This is a genomic window from Yimella lutea, from assembly GCF_006715095.1.
Classification (GTDB): domain Bacteria; phylum Actinomycetota; class Actinomycetes; order Actinomycetales; family Dermatophilaceae; genus Yimella; species Yimella lutea.
In genome coordinates this window covers 1,415,996-1,437,871 of sequence record NZ_VFMO01000001.1, presented here as the reverse complement: position 1 = coordinate 1,437,871, position 21,876 = coordinate 1,415,996, and the positions used below count along the sequence as shown (strand labels likewise).

The following is a 21,876-nucleotide window of genomic DNA, read 5'->3' as shown; positions in this document are numbered from 1 at the left end:
CCCTCGTCGCGCGCGGCGGCGGCTCACTCGGGCGGGCCGCCGCGCAGCGCACCGACCACGACGTCGACCAAGCTCGTCCGCTCCAGGCGCTCGACCTCGGCAAGTGGAAACCAGCTGGCCTCGTCGGTGCTGCCGCCCTGCTCGGTCGTGCCGAGGGTGCCGCCGGTGATCAGGGCGAGGTGGACGACGCGAACGGCCTTGAATCCACGCTCCCCGTCGTTCTCCACGGCCGTGCGGCCCCACGAGTCCACCAGCAGCAGGGGACCCACCTCGACGTGAAATCCGGTCTCCTCGAACACTTCCCGGACGACTGCCTCCTCGACCTGCTCCTCGAACTCGACGCCACCCCCGGGCATTGTCCACTCCGGTGCGTACCGCCCTTCACCGTTCGACAGCGTGAGCAGGAGACGATCCTGCTCGTCGACGATCGCGGCGTACGCGGCGAGCCGGGTGTCGTACTCGGTGAAGTGCATGGCGCCGGTCTACCAGACGTCGCCGACGCGCCTGCGGACCAGGTCGGCGCTCCCGGCCGGCGAACCCCACTGCGCGGTCAGGTGCCACAACTGCTTCATGGGCTGCACCTCGAAGCGACCCGTGCAGACGGCGTCGCCGATGATGCGGGCGTCGATCAGATCACGCTCGGCGATCTGCAGGCCGATGCGGACCGGCTCGCCGCCGCGATAGTCGATCTGGTTTTGCAGGACGTCGGTGTGCAGCACCCGGCCCTCGTGCCACTCGATCGGCAGGCCGAGGGCCTGTGCCCGCCTTTCGACGGGAGTTGCTCGGAAGCAGGGGTCGAGGACGAGCGCCTCGACATCCTGATCGAGCAGCACTCGCCCGTGCACCTGGGCTTCGACGTAACCGTCCAGCGGGTCGTACAGGACTTCCTGGTTGTTGTCGCCGGTCTGCATCGACTCCTCGTGATGGGTCACGGCGTCCCAGAGTCCGAATCGGCGCGCGGTGGCGAACCTCGCCGGCGACAGCGCAGAGTCCGGGAAGCAGAAGGTGGCCCGGTCGAGCATGTGTTCCTTCAACCGAAGATGGGCCGATCCGAATCGTGGCGCACCGCCGAGCGTCCGATACCGGTGGTTCAACGCGCCGTACTTCGGACGCTCTCCTGCCGGTGCTTCGTCGTAGGCGCCGCCGAACAGCGATTGCTCCCAACGCCACCGGTCGCCCCCGATGTGTGCGGTCAATCCGCCGTTGGACGTGCCTGTGACGAACTGGGAGCGGTACTCGCCGTCGGCGAGCATCGCTTCGAGGATCTCGACTCCGCCGAACCCGCGATCAGGGTGAAAGTTGAAGGTGATGCGGTGATGCCTCGCAAGGGGCTCCCCTGCACAGCGAGGGTCGACATGTGCGACTGCGTCGCGCGCCCACTGACTCTGCATGAATGCAGGCTAGAGAGAAGTCGGCGAGTCAGTCGCGGGCATCCGGCGCAGGAGGTCGGCGGTGATGTCGAGGTGGCCGCGGTGCTGGGCAAGCTCCTCGTAGATGTGCATCAGAACGCCGCCCTTCGTCGCCACCGCAGCCCGTTCGGGTGCGGTGTAGCCGTCGCGCTCCCCTGCTCTGAGCGCGGAGGCTTCACCGTCGAAGGCGGCCAGATCGCTGTGCAGTTGCGCGCGTTGCGAGCGCACGAGAGTGACCAGGTCGGCGACGGTGCCGGACGACGTGAACTCGGCGTCGCGGTCGCGACCGGTCGTGCGACCGGCCAGTTCCGTTGCGCCCCAGTGCTCCATCACGCCGCAGCAGTGCCGGACGAGCACGTACGGCGAGTTGGCCCCGGGCAGGTCGGGACGGACGTTGACCAAGTCGTCACCGAGTCCTTCGAGCGTGGCGCACATTCCGTCGAGAGCGAGGTCGATGTGGCACAGGACGTCCTGCAGGCCGATCGCGTTGTCAGTCATCGGAATCAGCCGTCTGCGCAGGACCGTTCTCCAGAAGCTGTTTGAAACCGTCCTCGTCCAGAATCGGTACGCCCAGTTCTTCGGCCTTGGCCGCCTTCGACCCGGCGTTGGCACCGATGACGACGTAGTCGGTCTTCTTGCTCACCGACCCCGCAGCCTTGCCGCCGCGCGCGATCACCGCCTCCCTCGCGCCGTCACGGGTGAAATCCTCCAGCGATCCGGTGACCACGACCGTGAGCCCTTCGAGCGTCCGCTCGATCGACTCGTCGCGCTCGTCGGCCATCCGCACCCCGGCTGCCGCCCAGCGGTCGACGATCTCGCGGTGCCAGTCGCTGCCCTCGCCGTCGAACCACTCACGAACCGCTTCGGCGATGACAGGACCCACGCCCTCCGTCGACGACAGCGCTTCGACGTCCGCATCCCGGATCGCCTCGAGCGATCCGAACTCGGCCGCGAGCGCCCGCGCGGCAGTCGGCCCGACGTGCCGGATCGACAGCGCGACCAGCACCCGCCACAGCGGCTGCTGCTTGGCCTTCTCCAACTCCTGGAACAGCTTGTCGGTCGTCGCTCGCGGCGCGGCCGGTTTCGCCTTCGTCGCCTTGGTGAAGAAGAACGGCTCCTTGGCTGCCGGCTGCTCGACCCCGGCCTTCTTGCGGCGGCGCCACACCTGCACGTCGGCGAGGTCGTCGACCGACAGGTCGAACAGGCCTGCTTCGGACGACAGCACCGGCTTGCTGGGTTCGTCGGACGCGTCGTCGGGACGCCCGTGCTCCGGGTCGGTCAACGCGATCGCGGCCTCCCAACCCATCGCCTCGATATCGAACGCACCACGCGACCCGAGGGAGAACATCCGCTCGCGCAGTTGGGACGGGCACATGCGGGAGTTGGGGCAGCGGATGTCCTTGTCGCCCTCCTTCTCGTACGCCAATGTCGTTCCGCACGAGGGACATTCGGTGGGCATCTCGAACTCGCGCTCCGACCCGTCGCGAAGGTCGACGACCGGGCCGAGGATCTCCGGGATGACGTCTCCGGCCTTGCGCAGCACGATCGTGTCGCCGATCAGCACGCCCTTGCGCTTCACCTCGAAGGCGTTGTGCAGCGTCGCCATCTCGACGGTCGACCCGGCGACCTTGACCGGTTCCATGACGCCGTACGGGGTCACCCGGCCGGTGCGACCCACATTCACCCGGATGTCGAGCAGCTTGGTGTTGACCTCCTCCGGCGGGTACTTGTAGGCGATCGCCCAGCGAGGAGCTCGGGAGGTGTTGCCGAGCGCGCGCTGCGCCGGCACCTCATCGACCTTCACGACGATGCCGTCGAGTTCGTGTTCGACATCGTGGCGGTGCTTGCCGTAGTACTCGACGAACTGCACGACCTCATCCGGCTTTGTAACCACCTTCGAACGTTCGGTGACCGGCAACCCCCAGGCTCGCAGCAGGTCGTACGCCTGACTCTGCCGCTCGATCGTGAAGCCTTCGCGATGGCCGATGCCGTGCACCAACATCTGCAGCGGCCGGGACGCGGTGACCTTCGGATTCTTCTGACGCAGGGAGCCCGCAGCGGTGTTGCGCGGGTTCGCGTACGGCGGCTTGCCCTGCTCGACGAGGTCGGCGTTGAGCTGCTGGAACGCCTCCACCGGGAGGAACACCTCGCCACGCACCTCGACCGCCTTCGGCATCGGCGCGTCACCGTTTTCCTTCAGCCGCAACGGGATTCCATCGATCGTGCGGGCGTTGAGCGTGACATCCTCACCCGTGGTGCCATCGCCGCGGGTGGTCGCCCGGGTGAGCGCGCCGTCCTCGTAGAGCAGGTTGATCGCCAGGCCGTCGATCTTGAGTTCGCACAGGAAGTTGATATCGCCGCCGGCTTCGCGTTCGGCGCGCGAGAGCCATTCGCGAAGATCATCCTCGGAGAAGACGTTGTCGAGGCTGAGCATCCGCTCGAGATGCTTGACCGGGGCGAACTCGGTGCTGAACGTGCCGCCGACCCGCTGCGTGGGGCTGTCAGGCGAGCGCAAGACCGGGTGCTGTTCTTCCAGCGCTTCGATCCGCTGCAGCAGCCGGTCGTAGTCGGCGTCGCTGACGGTCGGTGCGTCCTTGACGTAGTAGGCGAACTGGTGGTCGTTGACCTGCTCGACCAGTTCGGTCCATTCGTGGCGGGCGGCCTCGGGTACGTCGGTCTCGTTCTGCACAGCCCAATCCTGCCTCAGGACCCCGACAGGCTCTCCGACTCCTCGCCGAGCCGTTCAGCTGCCTGCGCCAGTACCTTGAACAACGCCCGAACCGCCTCCGGGCTCGAGCCGGCGAGCCCGCAGGCGGGCGTGAGGACCGTCGTGCGCAGGTCAGCTCCGGTGAGCCCGACCGAGCGCCACGTGCGCACCAGCGAATCGCTGATCTGCTCGGGCCTGGTGACCGAACCGTCGGCGGGCACGGCACCCGCCCACAACCGGCGTCCGGACTCGACCAGTTCGGCGACCCCGTCCCACTGCCTGGGCTTGACCAGGGACGTGTCCACGGCAAGATCGAGCCCGTGGACTCGGCGGAGCAACGGCACCGGGACTCCGGGCGCGCAGCAATGCAGCACCTGGGCGGCTGCGTCCTCGATCGAAGCGACGAGAGCCGACAGCCCGTCCACGACCACCGACTGGTCGACCGGACGCACCCTGCCGTAACCGGACGCGGTCGGCAGCGCCCCGGCCAGCACGGCAGGCAACGACGGCTCGTCCCACTGCAGGATCAACTGCGCGCCGGGGACCAGACGCCGAACCGTGGCGAGCGCGCTACGGACGCCCTCGGACAGGGATTCGCGCAGGTCCCGCGTGGCACCGCGGTCGGTGAGCACTCGTTCGCCGCGCGGCAACGACACCGAGGCGGCGAGCGTCCAGGGTCCGCTCCACTGCACTTTCAGGGGGCCCTCGTACCCGTCGAACGCCTCCGCCAACTCATCGAGGTCCTCGCGAAGAAAGGCCTGGGCGCGACGGGCGTCGAGACCGTTCGCATCGGTGAGTCGCCAGCCGGACGGTTGCAGATCGACACCGAGGCCGGCGAGTCGCGCCGCAGAACGTCCGATCATGTCGGCACCCGGGCCGCGTGCGGGAAGCTCCGGCAGGAACGGAATACCGTTGCCGTCGAACAGGTCTCGCACCACGCGGACCGTCTCCCGGACGTCGGTGCCCGGCATGCTGCCGATGGCGCTGAACGCCGGGGAGTTGGTCACCCGCCCGAGGCTACTTCAGCGACGACAGTGGCTTGTTGCCGATGCCCTTCATCGTCTTGGTGACCTTCGTGCCGTCCGTCTGCACGAAGCAGGCGGTCAACTGTGTGCCCTTGGCCCACGGGTTCGGGCCGGAGCTGTTCTGCGAGATCACGATGTCGCCGCGGGTGGAGCCCAGGAAGTCCTTGCCCATCTGCCGACACTTGTCGAGGGCGGTCTTCTTCATCTTGTCCTCACCCGGGTACGGGCCGAACGGGGTGTTCTGGAACCCGCCGAACGACTCCGAGACGTGCGGCTGAGTGCACGGGATGATCTTGCCCGGATCGCCGCTCGCCTTGTCGGTGGTGCAGAAGGCGTACTTCGCCAGACCCTCCTTGGTGACGATTCCCTTCAGACTTCCCTGGACCGACTCGTATCCCGAATCGTCTGCGGTCGTCTTGGCCACCAGGCAGACGAACTGCTCGCCCGACTTCGGGTCGGCCGACGTGCCCACCTGGTCGGAGATGAGGATCGTGCCGAATGCCGGGCCACCGGTGTACTTCGGTGCCTCGCCCTGGCAGGTGTAGTTGCGCAACGATGCCCTTTTGACCAGGTCACCGGTGTGCTCGGAGTTCGGCACCACTGCGGTGACCTCGAGCTTGTGCGGCTGCGAACAGTCGACCTTCTTCGGGTCACGACTCGACTCCAGGCAATCACCGGCGGCGAACGTGCGCGGTTCGGAGGTCGGCGAGGACGACGTGGGCGAGGAAGAGGTGGGTGACGACGCCGTCGGCGACGCGGGCGACGACGGCGCCGTCGAGGTCGCAGAAGTCGGCAAACCACCGTTACCGCTCGTGCCGGGTCCCGTTCCGATCGTCGGTGCGTCCCCTCCGCCGCAGGCGGACAGAGTCAACATCGCGGCAGCAGCCACGCCCGCCATTGCATGAGTTCGCATACGCATCACTTCAGACTCCCCAGGGGCTTGTTGCCGATGCCCTTCATCGACTTGGTGACCTTGACACCGCCGACGGTTTCGACGAAGCAGGCGGTGATCGGTTGTCCACGCTTCCAACCGGAAGCCGGTGAACTGTTCTGCGAGGCGACGATGTCTCGTCGCTGGGCGCCCAGGTAACGCTGCGCGTACGGGCGGCACTGCTTGAGCATGTTCGCGTTGTGCTTGTCCAGGCCCGGGTAGGCGTCACCGAACTTGCCGGTGATGAATCCGCCGATCGACTCCGCGACGTGCGGTTGGGAGCACGGCACCATCTTCACCTTGTCGCCGCTCGGTGGCAGCGAGGTGCACAACTGATACTTCTCGAACCCGTCGGTCTTGACCGCGTTCTTGACCGATCTGGACACCTTCTCGATCCCGGTATCGGTCTCGTTGTAGAGCATCACGACACAGGCGATGCGCTCGGCGGACTTCGGATCCTTCGACGCCGAGATGCCTTGGCTCAGGAATCGCGTGCCGTATCCCGGACCGCCGGTGTACTTCGCCGCCTCGGTGAGGCAGGTGTAGCTGCGCAGGGCGTTCCGCTTCACCAGGTCGTTCGCGTACTCCTTGTTCGGCACGAGCGCACTGACCTCCATGTCGTGCGGCCGGGAACAGTCCACCTTCTCGTAGGTGCTGTACATCAAGCAATCGCCGACCGCTAGCTCGGCCGGCGCCGACGACGTCGAACTGGGCGTCGAACTGGGCGTCGAACTGGGCGTCGAACTCGGTGTCGAACTGCTCGATGACGACGAGGCGGACGAGGCAGCTGTCGAGGTGCTGGACTCACTCGAAGTCGAGGGCGAGCCGGAGTTGGGCACGACGGTCGGCCCGCCGTCGTCACCACCACAACCGGCCAACAGCACTGCCGCGGTCACGGCCATGGTGAGAATCGACTTCCTCGGCATTGTCCTGCTCCCCCTCCGACGGATGTTCGCGCCAAGGGTACCGACGTACTCAACCGGTGTGCGGATCCCACATCGGCGCAATTACCTTGTCAGCCGGTCGATCTGCCCGTACGGGTGATCGTCGCCGACCCGACGACGCGCGCGCCTTCGTACAGCACGACGGACTGTCCGGGGGCCACACCACGGGTTCGTTCGTCCAACCGGACCACGATCTCGTCCCCCTCGGCTCGCACTGTTGCTGCGAATTCCTCTCCGTGAGCGCGCAGTTGGGCACCGAGCCTGACCTCACCGATCGGTGCGGGGCCGGGCCAGCGGGTGTGGCTGCCATGGATCTCGTCGACGCCGAGAAGATCCTCGGTGCCGACGAACACGGTGTTGGACGATGGGTCGACCTGGGTGACATAGCGCTTGGCGCCGTCTGCTCGCGGCACCTTCAGGCCGAGCCCGCGACGCTGGCCTACCGTGTAGGCGAAAGCACCATCGTGCTCACCGACGACCTCGCCTGACTCGTCGACGATCGGTCCGGTCGCGGCGCCGAGGCGCGAGGTCAGCCAACCCTGGGTGTCACCGTCGGCGATGAAGCAGATGTCGTGGCTGTCCGGTTTCTTGGCCACGGAGAAGCCGCGCTCGGCCGCTTCCTTGCGGATGTCCGGCTTGGTGGTGTCGCCCAGCGGGAAGAAGGAGTGCGCGAGTTGGTCGGCGTCCAGAACCCCGAGCACATACGACTGGTCCTTGGCCATGTCGACCGCCCGGTGCAGTTCGCGTCCGTTCGGTCCGTCCACGATGCGCGCGTAGTGACCGGTTGCCACGGCGTCGAACTCGAGCGCGAGGGCCTTGTCGAGCAGGGCAGCGAACTTGATCCGCTCGTTGCACCGCAGGCAGGGGTTGGGTGTGCGACCGGCGCGGTACTCCGAGACGAAGTCCTCGACGACGTCCTCACGGAACCGGTCGGCCATGTCCCACACGTAGAACGGGATGCCGAGCTTGTCGGCCACCCTTCTTGCGTCGCCCGCGTCCTCGATCGTGCAGCAGCCACGAGCCGACTCCCGCAAGGTCGCAGCGGACTGTGACAGAGCGAGGTGGACGCCGACGACATCGTGGCCGGCATCGAGCATTCGCGCGGCACAGACCGCGGAGTCGACACCACCGCTCATCGCTGCGACGACCCGCATCAGCGCACCCGTCCCGAGTGGTGCGCACGTCGGGCGCGGTCGACGGCCGCCGGCAGTGATGCAAGGATCGCGTCGACGTCCGCGTCGGTGCTCGTGTGGCCGAACGTGAGCCGCAGCGCCCCACGGGCCTCGGCTTCCGTGAATCCCATCGCGAGCAGGACGTGGCTCGGCTGTGGAACACCCGCCTGACACGCCGACCCGGTCGAGCATTCGATGCCCGCAGCGTCCAGCAGATAGAGCAGCGAGTCGCCGTCGCAATCAGGTACGCGCAGGTGGACGTTGCCGGCAAGGCGTCCGTCGGTGTCGCCGGGCGCATACGGTCCGCTGACAGCGATGCCCAGGTCGAGCGACAGCGCGCCTTCGACCAGTCGATCGCGCAGGCCGGCGAGCCGCTTCGCCTCGACATCGAGTTCCGCGACCGCCGCGGTGAGGGCAACGGCGAGACCGCGGACATTCGCCACGTCGAGCGTGCCGGATCGCAATTGACGTTCCTGTCCCCCGCCGTGCGTCAATGGCATGAGCTTGACGTCACGTCGCGCGAGCAAGGCACCGACGCCCTGAGGTGCGCCGAACTTGTGGCCCGAGAGGCTGAGCATGTCGACGCCACTGGAAGCGAAATCGACCGGAACGTGCCCGACCGCCTGCACCGCGTCGGTATGGAATCGGACGCCGAATTCCCTTGCGACCGCGGCCAGCTCGGGAACGGGCGCGATGGCTCCCACCTCGTTGTTGACCCACATCGCCGACACCAGCGCCGTGGACTCCGCGTGCTGCTCGAGCAGGGCCCGCAGACCATCAGGACTGGGCACGGCTTCACGATCGACCTCCAACCAGACGACATCCGCTCCCCGATCGACGAGGAACTCGACCGGGTCGAGAAGGGCGTGATGCTCGGTGGTGCCGATGATCAACGTCGTGCGCTGCGGATCGGATTCGGTGGCCTGCCAGAACGAACCCTTGACGGCGAGGTTGTTGCTCTCGGTGCCACCTGAGGTGAACACGACCTCGGACGGGGCAGCTCCCATGGCCTCCGCGATCTGTTCCCGGGCCTCCTCCACCACGCGACGGGCTGCCCGCCCGGCGGAGTGCAACGAGGAGGCGTTGCCGACCACACTGAGTTGGGCGGCCACCGCTTCGACGACCTCCGGGCGGACGTTCGTCGTCGCGGCGTGGTCGGCGTAGACGTTCTGGCTCACCCGCACGAGTTTACGTCCGATCCCGGGGTGGTCCGACTCCCGCGGACGCCCGCCCATTTGCAAGACTTGACGCACCCCGACCGGAACAGCCGAGGAACATGCCCAATGACCGTCCGCCCCCGCCTGCTCGCGTTGAGCCTGACCACTGCCCTGACGATCTCCGCATGCACGTTCGGGTCGGACGATTCGAAGGAATCAGGGACCACCGACCAGGACTCAATGCCTGCGGCCGCCTGTTCCTCGGGTGAGGCTCCGAGCCTCGGCGGCAAGACGTCGGCATTCGACGCTCCGGTCGCGATCGAATCCAGCGGCGCCCTCCGCACGCAGGTCTCCGAGCCGGCGATGAGCACCACCGCGTCACCCGCCGACGGATATCGGATCGCTCAGATCAAGGTCAGCGCCCGCGTCCAGACCAACGGGGTGTTCGCCCTGCACCCCGAATCGTTCGTCCTGGCAGATCCTGACGGTCAGCGATGCGCCCAGCCGGCAACCAACCCGTTGCGTGGTGCCCTTCAGGTGAGCCAGGTCGATGAGTCGAAGGCGGTCTCGGGCGTCGTCGCGTTCATCGTCCCTGCGGAGGCCAACCTCTCCGACTACGCCGTCCACTACGTCGACAAACCCGGATCGCCCAAAGCGATCGCGTCCTGGTCCGGGAACGGATCCGCGCCGTCGCCTGCCACCGTCAACACCTGCTCGACGAACCGGTCCGGCATCAAGCTCGCCGGTGCGAAGGATCAGGAGTTCTACAAGCCGTTCACCACCGGTGACGACCCGATCTCCTTGGCGATCACGCCAAGCACACCCTGGAGCCGGGAGTTGAAACCCGGACCGAACCAGCCGAACGATGTACGTGGAGTCGTGGTGAGCCTCTACGTCGCCGCCAAGGGGTCGGTCGGCTACATCGAACGCAATCAGTTCCAGCTGATCGACGACAAGGGCAATCTCTGCCGCTACAACGAACTCGGCAGCGACGGCGAGAACCTCACCAGCGACCTCGTGGAGACGGACAAGCCGAAGCGCTACACCCTGGTCTTCTGGACGCCGAAGGGCTCCGAGGTGGCGGGCTGGAAACTGCTGTACATGCCTGAGCCGAGTGACCGGAAGGTCACCGCGACCTGGACGCTGAAGCCGCGGGTAAGTGCGTCGGACTCACCTTCGTCGTCTGCCTCGTCGTCTGCCTCGTCGTCTGCCTCGTCGTCTGCCTCGTCGTCTGCCTCGTCGTCTGCCTCGTCGTCTGCCTCGTAGTCTGCCTCGGTGCCGTCGAGAAGCACTGGGACAGGCTGAGGCTCACCCCTTCTTCACCAGCTCGATCAGTCGATCCAACACTCTGCCGTCGGCGCGCAACCCGTCGTGCAGATATTCGTTCGTGATCCACGGATGCATCCGCGGCAGCAATTGCGCTGTGGCAGTTGAGTGTTCGCGCAGTACGTAGGGATCGTCGTAATAGATCGCAGCCGCGCAGGGGACGTCGGTGCGCGCCAATGCATCGGCGTCGTACAGCTGCGGCCACTCATGGGCGGCGAGCAGTTCAGCCGCCTCCTTCAGTGGTCGCAGTCCGGACACCTCGTCCAACAGCCAGGGGAACGGGTGCTCGGCGGTCAGCATGGTGATGTCGTCCCGGTAGGACGACGGCATCACCCGCTCGCACGACCAGCCGGTGACTCCCCCGTCGGCATAACAGGCCTCGTGCAACACGGTGTAGATGGGCGTCCAGGACGGGAACGGGAGCATGGCCGAAGCGACGGCCCCGAACATCGGTGATCGCGGGTCACGCTCGAGCAGGTAGTGCAGTTGCTCCGAGCCGTATGACATGCCGAGCCCGTTACCGATCTGCCGAAAACGCCTGGGCGACAACGATGTTCCGTCCGGCAGCTTCACCGCCCCGACGTCGCAGAGCTCGACGACCCGGCGCACTGCGTCACGGTCGCCGGGGAACCTGGCGTAATGACGTTCGACCAGTTCCGCGGTGCGCTCGTAGGTCGCGGCATAGACCTCGTCGACCGGCATGCCGACCGGCGGGATGCCCCCGGTGAAGAAGACCTCCCGCAGGCTGTCCGGAGAACGGCTGAGGTAGTGCAGCGAGCAGAACCCACCGAACGACTGCCCCAGCAGGCTCCACTGCTCGACCAACAGGTGCTCGCGCAGCACCTCACAGTCGCGCACGATCGAGTCGGCACGGAAGTTGACCAAGTAGTCGGCCTGCTCCTGTGCGCTCATCCCTTCGAGGCCATCCACAGGAGTCGACAGTCCGGTGCCGCGCTGGTCGAGCAGCAGCAGTCGGTAGTCACGGACCGCGCGTTCGACGAAACCTGGACCGACGGGGTCTGTGCTCGGCCGCGGACTCTCGCCACCCGGTCCTCCCTGAAGGAAGACGAGATAGGGCTTGTCGGCCGCGTCCGGTAGGGCAATCTCCCGGGCGAAAATCTCGATGGTGGCACCCGACTGGTCGTCGTGATCGAGCGGGACCTCGAGCCGGTGATTGGTGAGGATGAGTCCGCCGCGCCGTTCGATGTCGACCATGACGCGACCGTATCCGGCGTCGGGTGACGCGAAAACGCCCGCCCCGTTTCCGGGACGGGCGCTTCGACCTGCGCGTCAGTTCTTGGACTGCTTGACCGCTTCGGTGGCCTGCGGCAGCACCTGGAACAGGTCGCCGACGACGCCGAAGTCGACGAGTTCGAAGATCGGCGCTTCCTCGTCCTTGTTGACCGCGACGATCGTCTTCGAGGTCTGCATGCCCGCGCGGTGCTGAATCGCACCGGAGATGCCGGCAGCGACGTACAACTGCGGGCTGACCTGCTTACCGGTCTGACCCACCTGGTTGGAGTGCGGGTACCAACCTGCGTCGACCGCGGCGCGCGAGGCACCCACGGCAGCGCCGAGGGAGTCGGCGAACTCCTCGACCGGACCGAAGTCACCGCCGGTGCCACGACCACCGGAGACCACGATCGCGGCCTCGGTGAGTTCGGGACGACCCGACTTCTGCTTCGGCTGACGGTCGGTGATCTTCGCGCCCTTGGCGGCGTCGGACACCTGGACGTCGAGGTTCACCACGGCCGCACCGGCCTGCGACGCGGTCGGCGGCAGGATGTTCGGCTTCACGGTGATGATCGGGAAGCCCTTGGTCACCTGCGACCTGGTGGTGTAGGAGCCGGCGAACACCGACTGTGTTGCGGTGACGGTGTCGCCGTCGACCTCGACAGCAGCCGCATCGGTGATCAGACCCGAACCGGTCTTGATCGCCAGTCGCGCGGCGGCTTCCTTGTTGTGTGGGGTCGAGGGCAGCAGCACAGCAGCCGGGGACGCCTGCTCGACGACGGCGGCGAGAGCCTCGGCGAGCGGTGCGACGAGGTAGTCCTGCACGTCGGCGTTGTCGATGACGTACACCTTCTCCGCGCCGAACTGAGCCAGACGCGGACGTGCGGCCTCGACGTTGTTGCCGACGAACACGGCCGACGGGGTGCCGATCTGACGTGCGATCGTCAGCAACTCCGCAGTGGTCTTCTTGACGGTGCCATCGGTGTGGTCGACCAGGACGAGAACTTCAGCCATGACGAATCTCCTTGTCTCGTGACTGATCAGACGAACTTCTGGGCGGACAGGAACTCGGCGAGCTTCTTGCCGCCATCACCTTCGTCGGTGACGACGGTGCCCTGCTCACGCGGCGGACGCTTGTCGGCGCCGACGACCTTGGTCCACGAGTTCTCCAGGCCCACCTGTCCCGCGTCGACGCCGAGGTCGGCCAGCGACCATGTCTCGACGGGCTTCTTCTTGGCGGCCATGATGCCCTTGAACGAGGGGTAACGCGCCTCGTCCGTCTGGTCGGTGACGCCGACGACGGCGGGCAGCGATGCCTCGAGGTTCTCGGACGCGATGTCGCCGTCACGGCGGCCGGTGACCTTGCCGTCGGCGACCGACAGTTCGGACAGCTGGGTGACCTGGGGCAGGCCCAGTCGCTCGGCCAGCATCGCCGGGACCACGGCCATCACGCCGTCGGTCGAGGACACACCGGTCATCACGATGTCGGGCGAGCCGATCTTCTTGACGGCCTCGGCCAGCACCAGCGAGGTGGCGATTGCGTCCGAACCGGCGATCGCGTCGTCCAGCACGTGAACACCCTTGTGGGCGCCCATCTGCAGCGCCTTCTTCAGCGCCTCGGCGGCACCCTCGGGACCGACGGTGAGAGCGGTGACTTCACCTTCACCGGCCTCGACGATGCGCAACGCCTGCTCGACCGCGTATTCGTCGAGCTCCGAGAGCAGACCGTCGACGCCGTCGCGGTCGGTGGTGTTGTCGTCCTCGAACGTGCGGTCGCCCTGAGCGTCCGGCACGTACTTGACGCATACGACGATGTTCATGCGCGTCCTTCTGTCGTGTTGGGCGGTGCCGCAGACACGGGCAACCGCATGGGACTGGTTTCAGCCTAACCCCATGTTACCCGCAGGTAACTATCGGGGTTGCGACAGTTCGTTCAGTTGTTGCGTATCCAGATGAGCAGCATGCCCACCAGCGTGAGAGCGACGATGATCCACGGCCCGAGCTTGTTGAGCAGTAGCGCCGAACCCTTCTGCGGCGCGCCGTGGACGACGTCGGCCTTGGCACCGAGCAGGGCATCCGCGACCGCGGCACCCAGGCACAGCAGCGCGCCGATCACGAAGATGACGACGGGCGACATGCCGATCAGCTTGTCGGTGTCCTTCTGCAGCGCGGCCCAGCCCCACAGCGTGAGGAACATGCCGAGAAGTCCGAGCAGGGCCAAAGCGATTGCCTTGGTGCGCGATCGGGACGCGGCCTTGGTGTCGGGCAGGATCACGCTCTCGGCGTAGGCGCGCGGTTCACCGAACAGCGCGAGCGGCTCCTCGCCCGTGGCCTTGCACTTGTCGTCGATCGCCTCGAGGGCCGCGTTGACGACCGTTCCGGACGCTCCGCGCTCCGTCAGCTTCGCCACGAACGGCTCCTGCCAGTCGGAGGGGATGTTCCACTGCTTGATCGTCATTTGGGATTCCTTTCTCACCCGAACATGTCGAAGGGTAGTGCCGAACCTCGCCGTGCGGCGGGTGCGGCACCACCCTTCGTGGAGCTTTGCTGCAGCGTCGCTGCGTCCGGCGTCACTCGCCGGTGAACTGCGCCTTGCCCGGACCGTTCTCGACGAACGAGTCAATGCCGATCTGCCGGTCCTTGGTCGCGAACAGACCGGCGAAGTGCGCGCTCTCGATGCGCAACGCGGTCTGCAGGTCGACCTCGAGGCCCTGGTCGATCGAAGCCTTGGCGGCGCGCAGGGCGATCGCCGGCCCGTTCACGAACGGCTTCAGCTTGGCCTTGGCCGCTCCGAGCACGTCACCGGGCTCGCAGAGTTCGTCGACGAGGCCGATCGCGAGCGCCTCCTGGGCCTCGATCATGCGGCCGGTGAAGACGAGGTCCTTGGCCTTGGCCGGACCGACCAGGCGGGTCAGACGCTGCGTCCCGCCCGCACCCGGGATCAGTCCGAGGAGGATCTCCGGCTGACCGAGCTTGGCGTCGTTCGTCGCAACCCGGAAGTCGCACGCCATGGACAGTTCACATCCTCCTCCGAGGGCGTAGCCGGCGATCGCCGCCACGGTCGGCACCGGGATGGCGGCGATCGACGCGAAGCAATCCTGCAGGCGTCCGGCCCGCTTGACCATGTCGGCGTACGATGCCGTGCGCATCTCCTTGATGTCGGCGCCCGCGGCGAAGACCTTCTCGCCGCCGTACACCACGACACCACGGACCGAGTCGTCCTTGGTCAACGCGAGCGAGGCCGCCGCGAGACCTTCCTGGATCTCCTCGTTCAGGGCGTTCATCTTCGGGCGGTCGATACGCAGCACCGCGATGCCGCCGTCGACCTGCGTGGAGACGAACTCCCCGTACGCGGTCATCAGGCCTGACCGTTCAGGCCGTCGCCCTCGCCGCCGGTCGCCGCGTGCGGACCATCGCTGGTGGCGGCCTGGTGCCACATCTGCACCGCGTGAACCACCATCTGGGTGGTCGACTGCAGCAACATCGGCAGGTCGGACTCGGGAGTGATGAGGTGCTCGCCGGTGACGACGAGGTTGCCGTTGGCGATGCCGGCCTTGATGATGTTCAGGCTCAGCGTGATGTCGTTCGCCGCGAGCAGACGCTTGTTGAGGTCGGCCGGGACGTCGTCGCCGATCTGCCACTGGCCGAAGACGCGGATCATGGCCGGCTCGCCGTCGATCGCGCGCACGAACAGCTGCTGCTCGGGGGTGCCCTCAGGGGCGTCCTCGCCTGCGGGCAGGAGGTAGCTGACGTCGCCGTCCTCGTCGACCTCGGGGTTGAGGCCGACCGAGCGCAGTGCCTCGACGACGCGGTCACGCGCGGGCGACTCATCGTTCGGGCCGGCGAACACGGGCTGACCCTCCTGAGCCTGGGGCTCGGACGGGTTGCCGTTCTGGTTTCCGGACGTCGGGAAGTTCGGCAGTGCTGTGGGATCAGTCATGGTCGCCACGGTAGTCGACCGTAGGCTTTCCCTCATGCCCACCCGACCGGTCGCTTCAGTCCCACGTTCACTCGATGCACCAGCAGCCCCGGGGGTCACTCTCACAGCCGACGGCGCCGAGTTCGCCGTCGTGGCGGAATGCGCTCGGCAGGTCGATCTGTGTCTTTTCGACGAGTCGGGCACCGAGTCACGCGTGCCGCTCACCAGGCACCGCGGCGGCGTCTGGTGCGGCGCAGTGGCCGGGGTCGGGCCCGGGACGCGTTACGCGTACCGGGCGGAGGGTCCGTGGCGACCCGAGGAGGGTCTGCGCTACAACCCCTCGAAGTTGTTGCTCGACCCGTACGGCCGCGCGGTCGAGGGAGAAGTCCGTTGGAACCCGACCGTTTTCGGGCACGAAGTGGACGCGGCGTTCAGCGGCGACGGATCAGTGCGGGACGACCGCGACAGCGCACCGGACATGCCGCGCAATGTGATCGTGGACGACCACTTCGACTGGGACGGCGACTCTCAGTTGTTCACGCCGTGGGATCGCACGGTGATCTACGAAGCACACGTGCGCGGCTTGACGATGCTGAATCCTGATGTGCCGCAGGAACTTCGGGGCACCTACGCGGGAGTCGCGCACCCGGCGACGATCAACCATCTGCAGCGGCTGGGCGTGACCGCGATCGAGCTGTTGCCGATCCACGCCTCAACCAGCGAGCCGCACCTGGTCAAACTCGGGCTGTCGAACTATTGGGGTTACAACACGCTCGGGTTCTTCGCCCCGCACGCCGGGTACGCGTGCGCGTCCGATCCGCAGAGTGCGATCGATGAGTTCAAGGGCATGGTCAAACTGCTGCACCGCGCGGGTATCGAGGTGATCCTGGACGTCGTCTACAACCACACCGCCGAGCAGGGAGCTTCGACCGGAGCCACCCTCTCGTGGCGTGGTCTCGACCAGTCGAACTATTACCGTCTCGATTCGCGTGGTCACGACGTCGACGTCACCGGGTGCGGCAACACGATCGACATGACGCACGAGACGCCGCTGCGGATGGTGCTGGACTCGCTGCGTTATTGGGTCACCGAAATGCATGTCGACGGGTTCCGATTCGATCTCGCGGTCGCGCTCGGGCGTGAGCGGGACGACTCCTTCCACCCCGACCACCCGTTCCTGATGGCCATGCGCACCGACCCGGTGCTCAGCCGGGTGAAGCTGATCGCCGAGCCATGGGACATCGGTTCGCACGGCTGGCGCACGGGTCAGTTCCCGCACCCGATGGCCGACTGGAACGACAAGTTCCGGGACGCGGTCCGCACCTTCTGGCTGCGTGACCTCGCTGCTGATGCCGCGGGCCACCCCGGGCACGGCGTCGCTGACCTCGCCATGCGCATCGGCGGTTCGCAGGACACCTTCGGCTCCCGCTCCCCCCTCGCATCGGTCAACTACGTGACCGCTCACGACGGCTTCCCACTCGCTGACCTGACGGCGTACAACTCCAAGCACAACGGCGCGAACGGCGAGGGCAACCGCGACGGTTCGGAACACAACCTGTCGTGGAACTTCGGTGTGGAGGGGCATGCGGCCGCGAACGAGGAGACCGAGACGCTGCGCCGACGGGTCGTCCGCAACATGCTCGGAACGCTGCTGTTGAGTGCGGGAGTGCCGATGCTGCTCGGCGGCGACGAGTTCGGACGCGGGCAGGGCGGCAACAACAACGCCTACTGCCAGGACAACGAGATCAGTTGGTTCGACTGGGGATTCGAGCCCTGGCAGCGCGATCTGATCGACACGACCGCCTATCTGACCTCCCTGCGTGCCGCGCACCCGGTACTGCGTCAACGTGAGTTCCTGCCCGACCACGACACCGGCTCGTCGCCGGTGCTGCGGTGGTTCGATCAGGACGGCGCCGCGATGACCTCGGATGCCTGGGCAGACGGATCGACGCGGACAGTGCAGGCACTCTTCGACGGCGACAACATCGGTGACGACAACCTGCTGCTGGTGCTGCACGGCAGCTGCGACCACGCCATTGTCTCGCTACCGTCGAGCTCGAGTGGGCACGCATGGGAACTGTTGTGGGACAGCGCGATCGACAACCCGGCGGACATCCCGTCGACGACGATCGAGCACAGCGCCGGCTACCCGATGCGCGCTGCGTCCTTGGCGATCTTCAAGGCGCCCTCCCGCTGAGCAGCACCCTGCGAAGCGGGTCGCTCGAGGTGCGAGACCCGGGTCACGCCGGTCGAGTAGGTGCGAGCCCCCAGGGCGAGCGCCGCGATCGAGACCGAGTCAGATTCACACGAACCCCGACCGGACGGCCTACTGATTCACCACACGCCGGTCGAGTAGGTGCGAGCCCCCAGGGCGAGCGCCGCGATCGAGACCACGTGAGATTCACGCGAACCCGGGCGGACGGCCTAGTTGTTCACCAACTGATTCTTCGTCGTCACGACTTGGATCTGCGAACTCGGTCCGGCCACGGTCACCGATCCCGGGATGTCCGCCCACTCGCCGCCGTCGACGGAGTACTGACCGCCGTAGGTCGTCGAGACACTGGTCACGTAGGTGCCCGACTTGTCGTATGCATGCTTGATGTCGCCGTCCGGGTACACACCGCCACCGGACTGCGTCGGACCACTCGAGCCGCCATCGCCGTAGCTGAACACGTTGTGCTTGAACGTCGGCTTGATCCGCACCTGATGGCCGAGCAGGTTCACGGTGTTGATCTCGTTCGGCTGGAATCCCGTTGCTGGATAGGCCAACTGGAAGAACGTCGGCAACGTCACGAGCGTCTTCCCGCCGATCGGCTGCATCGAGACGGTCGGCTTCGCGAACTGGGTGCGCTCCCACTGGCTGCGAATCATCGCCAACGTCAAGCGCGGACGTTGCACCGCATTCGGGACCGCCGTCGGGAAGCACGTCGTGCCGACGTTCTCCCACACGTTCGAGCGAGCTGCGTCGGGGGTCAACAGTTTGCGGTAGATCCGCGTGTAGGGCCCTTCGACGTTTGCGCCCTGGCAGGTCTCGTACGCCGCCGTACACCCGATCTCGGTCTGACCGACCGGGCTGTTGTTCCCGCACGCCAGCAGCGTGACGTACTGGTACGGCACTTCCTTGGTGACCTTTTTGCCTGCCTCGACGAATGTGGCCCTGCCCTTGGGCGGCAGGGCAGATGTTGCCGCTCGTGACAGGCCGATGTACTTTCCACCTCCGTCCGTCTTGGAACAGACCAGAGCATCGCACCAGTCGCCTCCGCTAGTCGGCGGTGTCGTCGGGGCCGCCATTGGACGAACCGGCGGAGGGGAGCCGGGGTCGGCCTCTGCCGCGCAGGTCGCCGACGTACATACCAGGACGAGGAGAGCAGGGACCAGTTTCATGCTGCTGCGTGCTTAAGTTCAGCAACACGCCATCCGGAAGCCCACCGCAATTCGAGAACGGCCTGGGCTCGACCTTCGTCCTCAGACTCGTGGAGGACTGTGCCTGTCCCATTGACAATCTGGGTAGCTGGTTGCCCTACGACGACGCCCACGACTGTCTGTGGACCCGGCAGCTTCGCCGCATCGCCAATCACGAATTGCGGGCCTGAGAACGTAGCTTTCTCGGCGATCAGCTTGTTAACGGTCCGCTGCTGGTTCTTACACGTCTTACAGCTCGGCGTAGCTAGTGGTTCCAGGACGCCGGCGTTAGGCTTTTGACCGACTTTGTTGACCGTTTCAAGGTAGTGCTTCGCGAACGCAATCGCGCCGGCGTCCGTCTTGTGCTTCGCAGCTTCGGGCACACCGGGCGCGCCGGCGTAGGTCGCGTTGCTGGTCTGACTGGTGGGCGTCGCCGATGTCGACGTGGTCTTCGAGGTCGTCGGCGACGCGGCGGAGGTCGTTGTCGATGACGGTGGGCTGGACTTCGCCGCCGGGGAACCACCCCCACAGCCGACCATCAGTCCGCACACAGCAGACGCCGCAACAAGGGGCGCAACGGTGCGCATGAATCGAGCCGTCATCAGAACCTCCAGAAGCAAGAACAGCCCTTGCATCGTGCGGCCTCCTGCCCTGGGACGGAAGATTTCCACAGGTAAGAACTTGGCAAAGTTCTGTCCCGTGCGCCCTACGCAAACCGGCCGACGGAGGTTGTCGGTGGTCCCGCCTAGAGTTTCTTCATGGGCATCAGCTACGAGTTCTACGAACCGGAGTCTCCGGTGGAATTCGTTCTGCTGGAATCGATCTCGGCACGCAAGCAGCGTTTGTTGAAGCAACTGGTCGATGCATTGGGGTCGCCGTCGGAGGTCCTGGAGTTCGCGGTTCAGATGTCGCAGGTCGCGTTCCACGGACTGCACGCAGACGCCGTCCACAACACCGGCGACATCGCCACCGCCCGACCCGTCGACGTCGATGACCATCGCATGCTCGAGAAAGCAGTGACCGGTTCCACGCAGTTGGCATCGATCTCACAGGCCGTTCAAGCCATGGCCATGGCTCGGTACGCAGCGATCGATGAGGAGTTGGTCGACTCCGACACCGGGGTCACCGCCAAGGTCGAACACCCGCTCGGTCACCAGGCGTCGTTCGCCGACACCGACCTGGCGGCTGCGTGTCAGATGGCACCCCGCACCGCCTCGAGCAAGATGAGCAACTCCATCGATGCATGCACCAAAACGCCCGGGTTGCTGGCTGCGGCGGTGGAGGGTTCGATCCCGTACTGGAAAGTCAGCCTCGTTGCCTCGGAGTTGGTGAGCGCCTCACCCGAAACCTCCCGCCGGGTCGAGCAGCACCTACTCGACACGAAAGGCTTCGACACCTGGGGTTACCTGAAGGTGAAGACCGCCGCGCGGGCGCTGGTGACCCAGTGGGAGGCCGAGGCCGCGAAGAAGACCCGCCAGAAGGAAGCCAAAGAAGCCACCGGTGTCTGGGTGCGTCCCTCCGACATCCCGGGCATGGCCGAACTGTGCGCCATCGGGCCGGCCGACCAGATCGCCCGCATCTACGGAGCCGTGGACCAACTGGCTGATCAACGCTCGAAGAACCCGCCCGCAAGTGAGGGCAGCGAGACCGGTGAGTCGAAGCCGACGCTCGGACAACTGCGCCTGGGCGCGTTGCACGACCTCGTCACACAAGGTGCTGACGTCAGCTACCAGGTCGTCATCCAGGTCCCTGTCATACGCGAGGAACGCGAGGAACGCGAGGAACGCGAGGAACAGGCTGCGACGGCCACCCAACGTGCCACCGACGACGCGGAACACGAGCCCGAGGCGTCCCCGGACGACGGATCACCACCACCCGGACAGTCCGCCACGTCCCCACGCGGCCCGAACACCACCGACCAGCCCACCAACACCCCCAGCGCTTCCAGTGCTTCCGGCGCTTCCGGCGCTTCAGGTCCCGAATCCGGCTCAACAGCAAGGAAATCGGACCACTGCTACACCACGGGGTGGGCACGCATCGCCGGGATCGGGTTCATCCGGCCCGAAGTGCTCGACGCGTTGATCGACCAGTTCGGTTGCCGCCTCACCCGGGCACTGGTCGACGCCGACACCGGAGTCACGTGTGAAACCTCGACGACCGCGTACGAGCCCACGCCGCGGATGAGGGAGTTCGTGCAACAACGCGACCACACCTGCCGGTTCCCCATGTGCACCAGGGCCGCCATCAGGTGCGACATCGATCATGTCGTCGAATGGCCCCAGGGGCCGACTGCCGGGCACAACCTCGCCGCCCTCTGTCGCCACCACCACGACGCAAAAACCAAGAAGCACTGGGACTACGAGATGAGCGACGACGGAGTCTGTACCTGGACCTCCCGCACCGGCCGCACCTACATCACCTACCCCGACTCCGTGCACGACGCTTCATGAATCAGCCCCGTACGGTCGGGTAGCCGTTCACGGTCACCGGGTTTCGGCGCATGCGCCCTCCTCCGTCGGGCGCATGGCTCAACCAGCGGTGAAGCGACAACTCAACACAAACCTTCGTCGGGCGCATGGCTCAACCAGCGGCGAAGCGACAACTCCGTACAAACCTCCGTCGGGCGCATGGCTCAACCAGCGGCGAAGCAA

General features: G+C 66.4%; 22 protein-coding genes. 5 read left to right on the top strand and 17 right to left on the bottom strand.

Annotated elements, in window-relative coordinates:
* Positions 1-23: 23 nt before the first annotated feature.
* Genes FB459_RS06820 through FB459_RS06795 form a run of 6 tightly spaced genes read right to left on the bottom strand, consistent with a single transcriptional unit; the run spans position 24 to position 5,808 of the window.
* Positions 24-473, bottom strand: a complete 450-nt coding sequence (locus FB459_RS06820; protein ID WP_141927926.1) for an NUDIX hydrolase — start codon at positions 471-473, stop codon at positions 24-26.
* A 9-nt stretch (positions 474-482) separates the two neighbouring features.
* Entirely contained in the window at positions 483-1,391 is a 909-nt protein-coding gene (locus FB459_RS06815) for a DUF3626 domain-containing protein (protein ID WP_141927925.1), read from the bottom strand.
* 9 nt (positions 1,392-1,400) lie between these two features.
* Positions 1,401-1,907, bottom strand: a complete 507-nt coding sequence (locus FB459_RS06810; RefSeq protein WP_141927924.1) for a mycothiol transferase — start codon at positions 1,905-1,907, stop codon at positions 1,401-1,403.
* On the bottom strand, positions 1,900-4,098 hold the full coding sequence (gene ligA, locus FB459_RS06805; protein WP_246092346.1) for an NAD-dependent DNA ligase LigA: 2,199 nt from the start codon (positions 4,096-4,098) through the stop codon (positions 1,900-1,902). The genes FB459_RS06810 and ligA overlap by 8 nt, the downstream gene beginning before the upstream one ends.
* Before the next feature lie 14 nt (positions 4,099-4,112).
* A complete protein-coding gene (locus FB459_RS06800; protein ID WP_246092345.1) occupies positions 4,113-5,123 on the bottom strand; it encodes a uroporphyrinogen decarboxylase/cobalamine-independent methonine synthase family protein in 1,011 nt (336 codons plus the stop codon).
* A 10-nt stretch (positions 5,124-5,133) separates the two neighbouring features.
* A complete protein-coding gene (locus FB459_RS06795; protein ID WP_246092534.1) occupies positions 5,134-5,808 on the bottom strand; it encodes a septum formation family protein in 675 nt (224 codons plus the stop codon).
* On the opposite strand from FB459_RS06795, the gene FB459_RS17760 reads away from it, so the two are divergent.
* Positions 5,747-6,046, top strand: coding sequence for a hypothetical protein (locus FB459_RS17760; protein WP_246092582.1), 300 nt, complete (start codon positions 5,747-5,749; stop codon positions 6,044-6,046). The two genes, FB459_RS06795 and FB459_RS17760, sit on opposite strands and share 62 nt — an antisense overlap.
* Before the next feature lie 13 nt (positions 6,047-6,059).
* Here FB459_RS17760 and FB459_RS06790 read toward each other — a convergent pair whose 3' ends face one another.
* Positions 6,060-6,734 carry a septum formation family protein gene (locus tag FB459_RS06790; protein ID WP_129624832.1) on the bottom strand — a complete coding sequence of 225 codons (675 nt, stop codon included), beginning with the start codon at positions 6,732-6,734 and terminating at the stop codon, positions 6,060-6,062.
* On the opposite strand from FB459_RS06790, the gene FB459_RS06785 reads away from it, so the two are divergent.
* On the top strand, positions 6,724-7,116 hold the full coding sequence (locus FB459_RS06785; protein WP_141927921.1) for a hypothetical protein: 393 nt from the start codon (positions 6,724-6,726) through the stop codon (positions 7,114-7,116). The two genes, FB459_RS06790 and FB459_RS06785, sit on opposite strands and share 11 nt — an antisense overlap.
* Here FB459_RS06785 and mnmA read toward each other — a convergent pair.
* Positions 7,088-8,170, bottom strand: coding sequence for a tRNA 2-thiouridine(34) synthase MnmA (gene mnmA, locus FB459_RS06780; RefSeq protein WP_141927920.1), 1,083 nt, complete (start codon positions 8,168-8,170; stop codon positions 7,088-7,090). The two genes, FB459_RS06785 and mnmA, sit on opposite strands and share 29 nt — an antisense overlap.
* Positions 8,170-9,372 carry a cysteine desulfurase family protein gene (locus FB459_RS06775; protein ID WP_425472371.1) on the bottom strand — a complete coding sequence of 401 codons (1,203 nt, stop codon included), beginning with the start codon at positions 9,370-9,372 and terminating at the stop codon, positions 8,170-8,172. Before FB459_RS06775 ends, mnmA begins: the two co-directional genes overlap by 1 nt.
* A gap of 99 nt (positions 9,373-9,471) precedes the next feature.
* Here FB459_RS06775 and FB459_RS17225 point away from each other — a divergent pair, with 99 nt between their 5' ends.
* Positions 9,472-10,611: a hypothetical protein gene (locus FB459_RS17225; protein WP_170221615.1), complete on the top strand. Its 1,140-nt coding sequence runs from the start codon at positions 9,472-9,474 to the stop codon at positions 10,609-10,611.
* 42 nt (positions 10,612-10,653) lie between these two features.
* Here FB459_RS17225 and FB459_RS06765 read toward each other — a convergent pair whose 3' ends face one another.
* From FB459_RS06765 to FB459_RS06740, 6 genes are all read right to left on the bottom strand, one after another.
* Positions 10,654-11,886: an alpha/beta fold hydrolase gene (locus FB459_RS06765; protein WP_141927918.1), complete on the bottom strand. Its 1,233-nt coding sequence runs from the start codon at positions 11,884-11,886 to the stop codon at positions 10,654-10,656.
* 75 nt (positions 11,887-11,961) lie between these two features.
* Positions 11,962-12,918, bottom strand: a complete 957-nt coding sequence (locus tag FB459_RS06760; RefSeq protein ID WP_141927917.1) for an electron transfer flavoprotein subunit alpha/FixB family protein — start codon at positions 12,916-12,918, stop codon at positions 11,962-11,964.
* 26 nt (positions 12,919-12,944) lie between these two features.
* Positions 12,945-13,724, bottom strand: coding sequence for an electron transfer flavoprotein subunit beta/FixA family protein (locus FB459_RS06755; protein WP_129624826.1), 780 nt, complete (start codon positions 13,722-13,724; stop codon positions 12,945-12,947).
* Between the two features lie 113 nt (positions 13,725-13,837).
* The gene (locus FB459_RS06750; RefSeq protein ID WP_141927916.1) at positions 13,838-14,362 is read right to left on the bottom strand and encodes a hypothetical protein; all 525 of its coding nucleotides are present in this window, start codon (positions 14,360-14,362) and stop codon (positions 13,838-13,840) included.
* 112 nt (positions 14,363-14,474) lie between these two features.
* Complete coding sequence (locus FB459_RS06745; RefSeq protein ID WP_141927915.1) at positions 14,475-15,263, bottom strand: enoyl-CoA hydratase/isomerase family protein; 789 nt, start codon at positions 15,261-15,263, stop codon at positions 14,475-14,477.
* The gene (locus tag FB459_RS06740; protein ID WP_141927914.1) at positions 15,263-15,844 is read right to left on the bottom strand and encodes a hypothetical protein; all 582 of its coding nucleotides are present in this window, start codon (positions 15,842-15,844) and stop codon (positions 15,263-15,265) included. Before FB459_RS06740 ends, FB459_RS06745 begins: the two co-directional genes overlap by 1 nt.
* A gap of 34 nt (positions 15,845-15,878) precedes the next feature.
* Between FB459_RS06740 and glgX the strand changes: the two genes are divergently transcribed.
* Entirely contained in the window at positions 15,879-18,020 is a 2,142-nt protein-coding gene (gene glgX / locus FB459_RS06735; protein ID WP_141927913.1) for a glycogen debranching protein GlgX, read from the top strand.
* Positions 18,021-18,247: 227 nt separating this feature from the next.
* Here the strand turns inward: glgX and FB459_RS06730 are convergent, their stop codons facing one another.
* Together FB459_RS06730 and FB459_RS06725 are read right to left on the bottom strand one after the other, a co-directional pair.
* Positions 18,248-19,114 (bottom strand): hypothetical protein, encoded by an 867-nt coding sequence (locus FB459_RS06730; RefSeq protein WP_141927912.1) that lies wholly within the window; start codon positions 19,112-19,114, stop codon positions 18,248-18,250.
* An 89-nt stretch (positions 19,115-19,203) separates the two neighbouring features.
* Positions 19,204-19,860 carry a DUF6318 family protein gene (locus FB459_RS06725; RefSeq protein ID WP_141927911.1) on the bottom strand — a complete coding sequence of 219 codons (657 nt, stop codon included), beginning with the start codon at positions 19,858-19,860 and terminating at the stop codon, positions 19,204-19,206.
* Positions 19,861-19,983: 123 nt separating this feature from the next.
* Here FB459_RS06725 and FB459_RS06720 point away from each other — a divergent pair, with 123 nt between their 5' ends.
* Positions 19,984-21,675: an HNH endonuclease signature motif containing protein gene (locus tag FB459_RS06720; RefSeq protein ID WP_141927910.1), complete on the top strand. Its 1,692-nt coding sequence runs from the start codon at positions 19,984-19,986 to the stop codon at positions 21,673-21,675.
* Positions 21,676-21,876 lie beyond the last annotated feature (201 nt).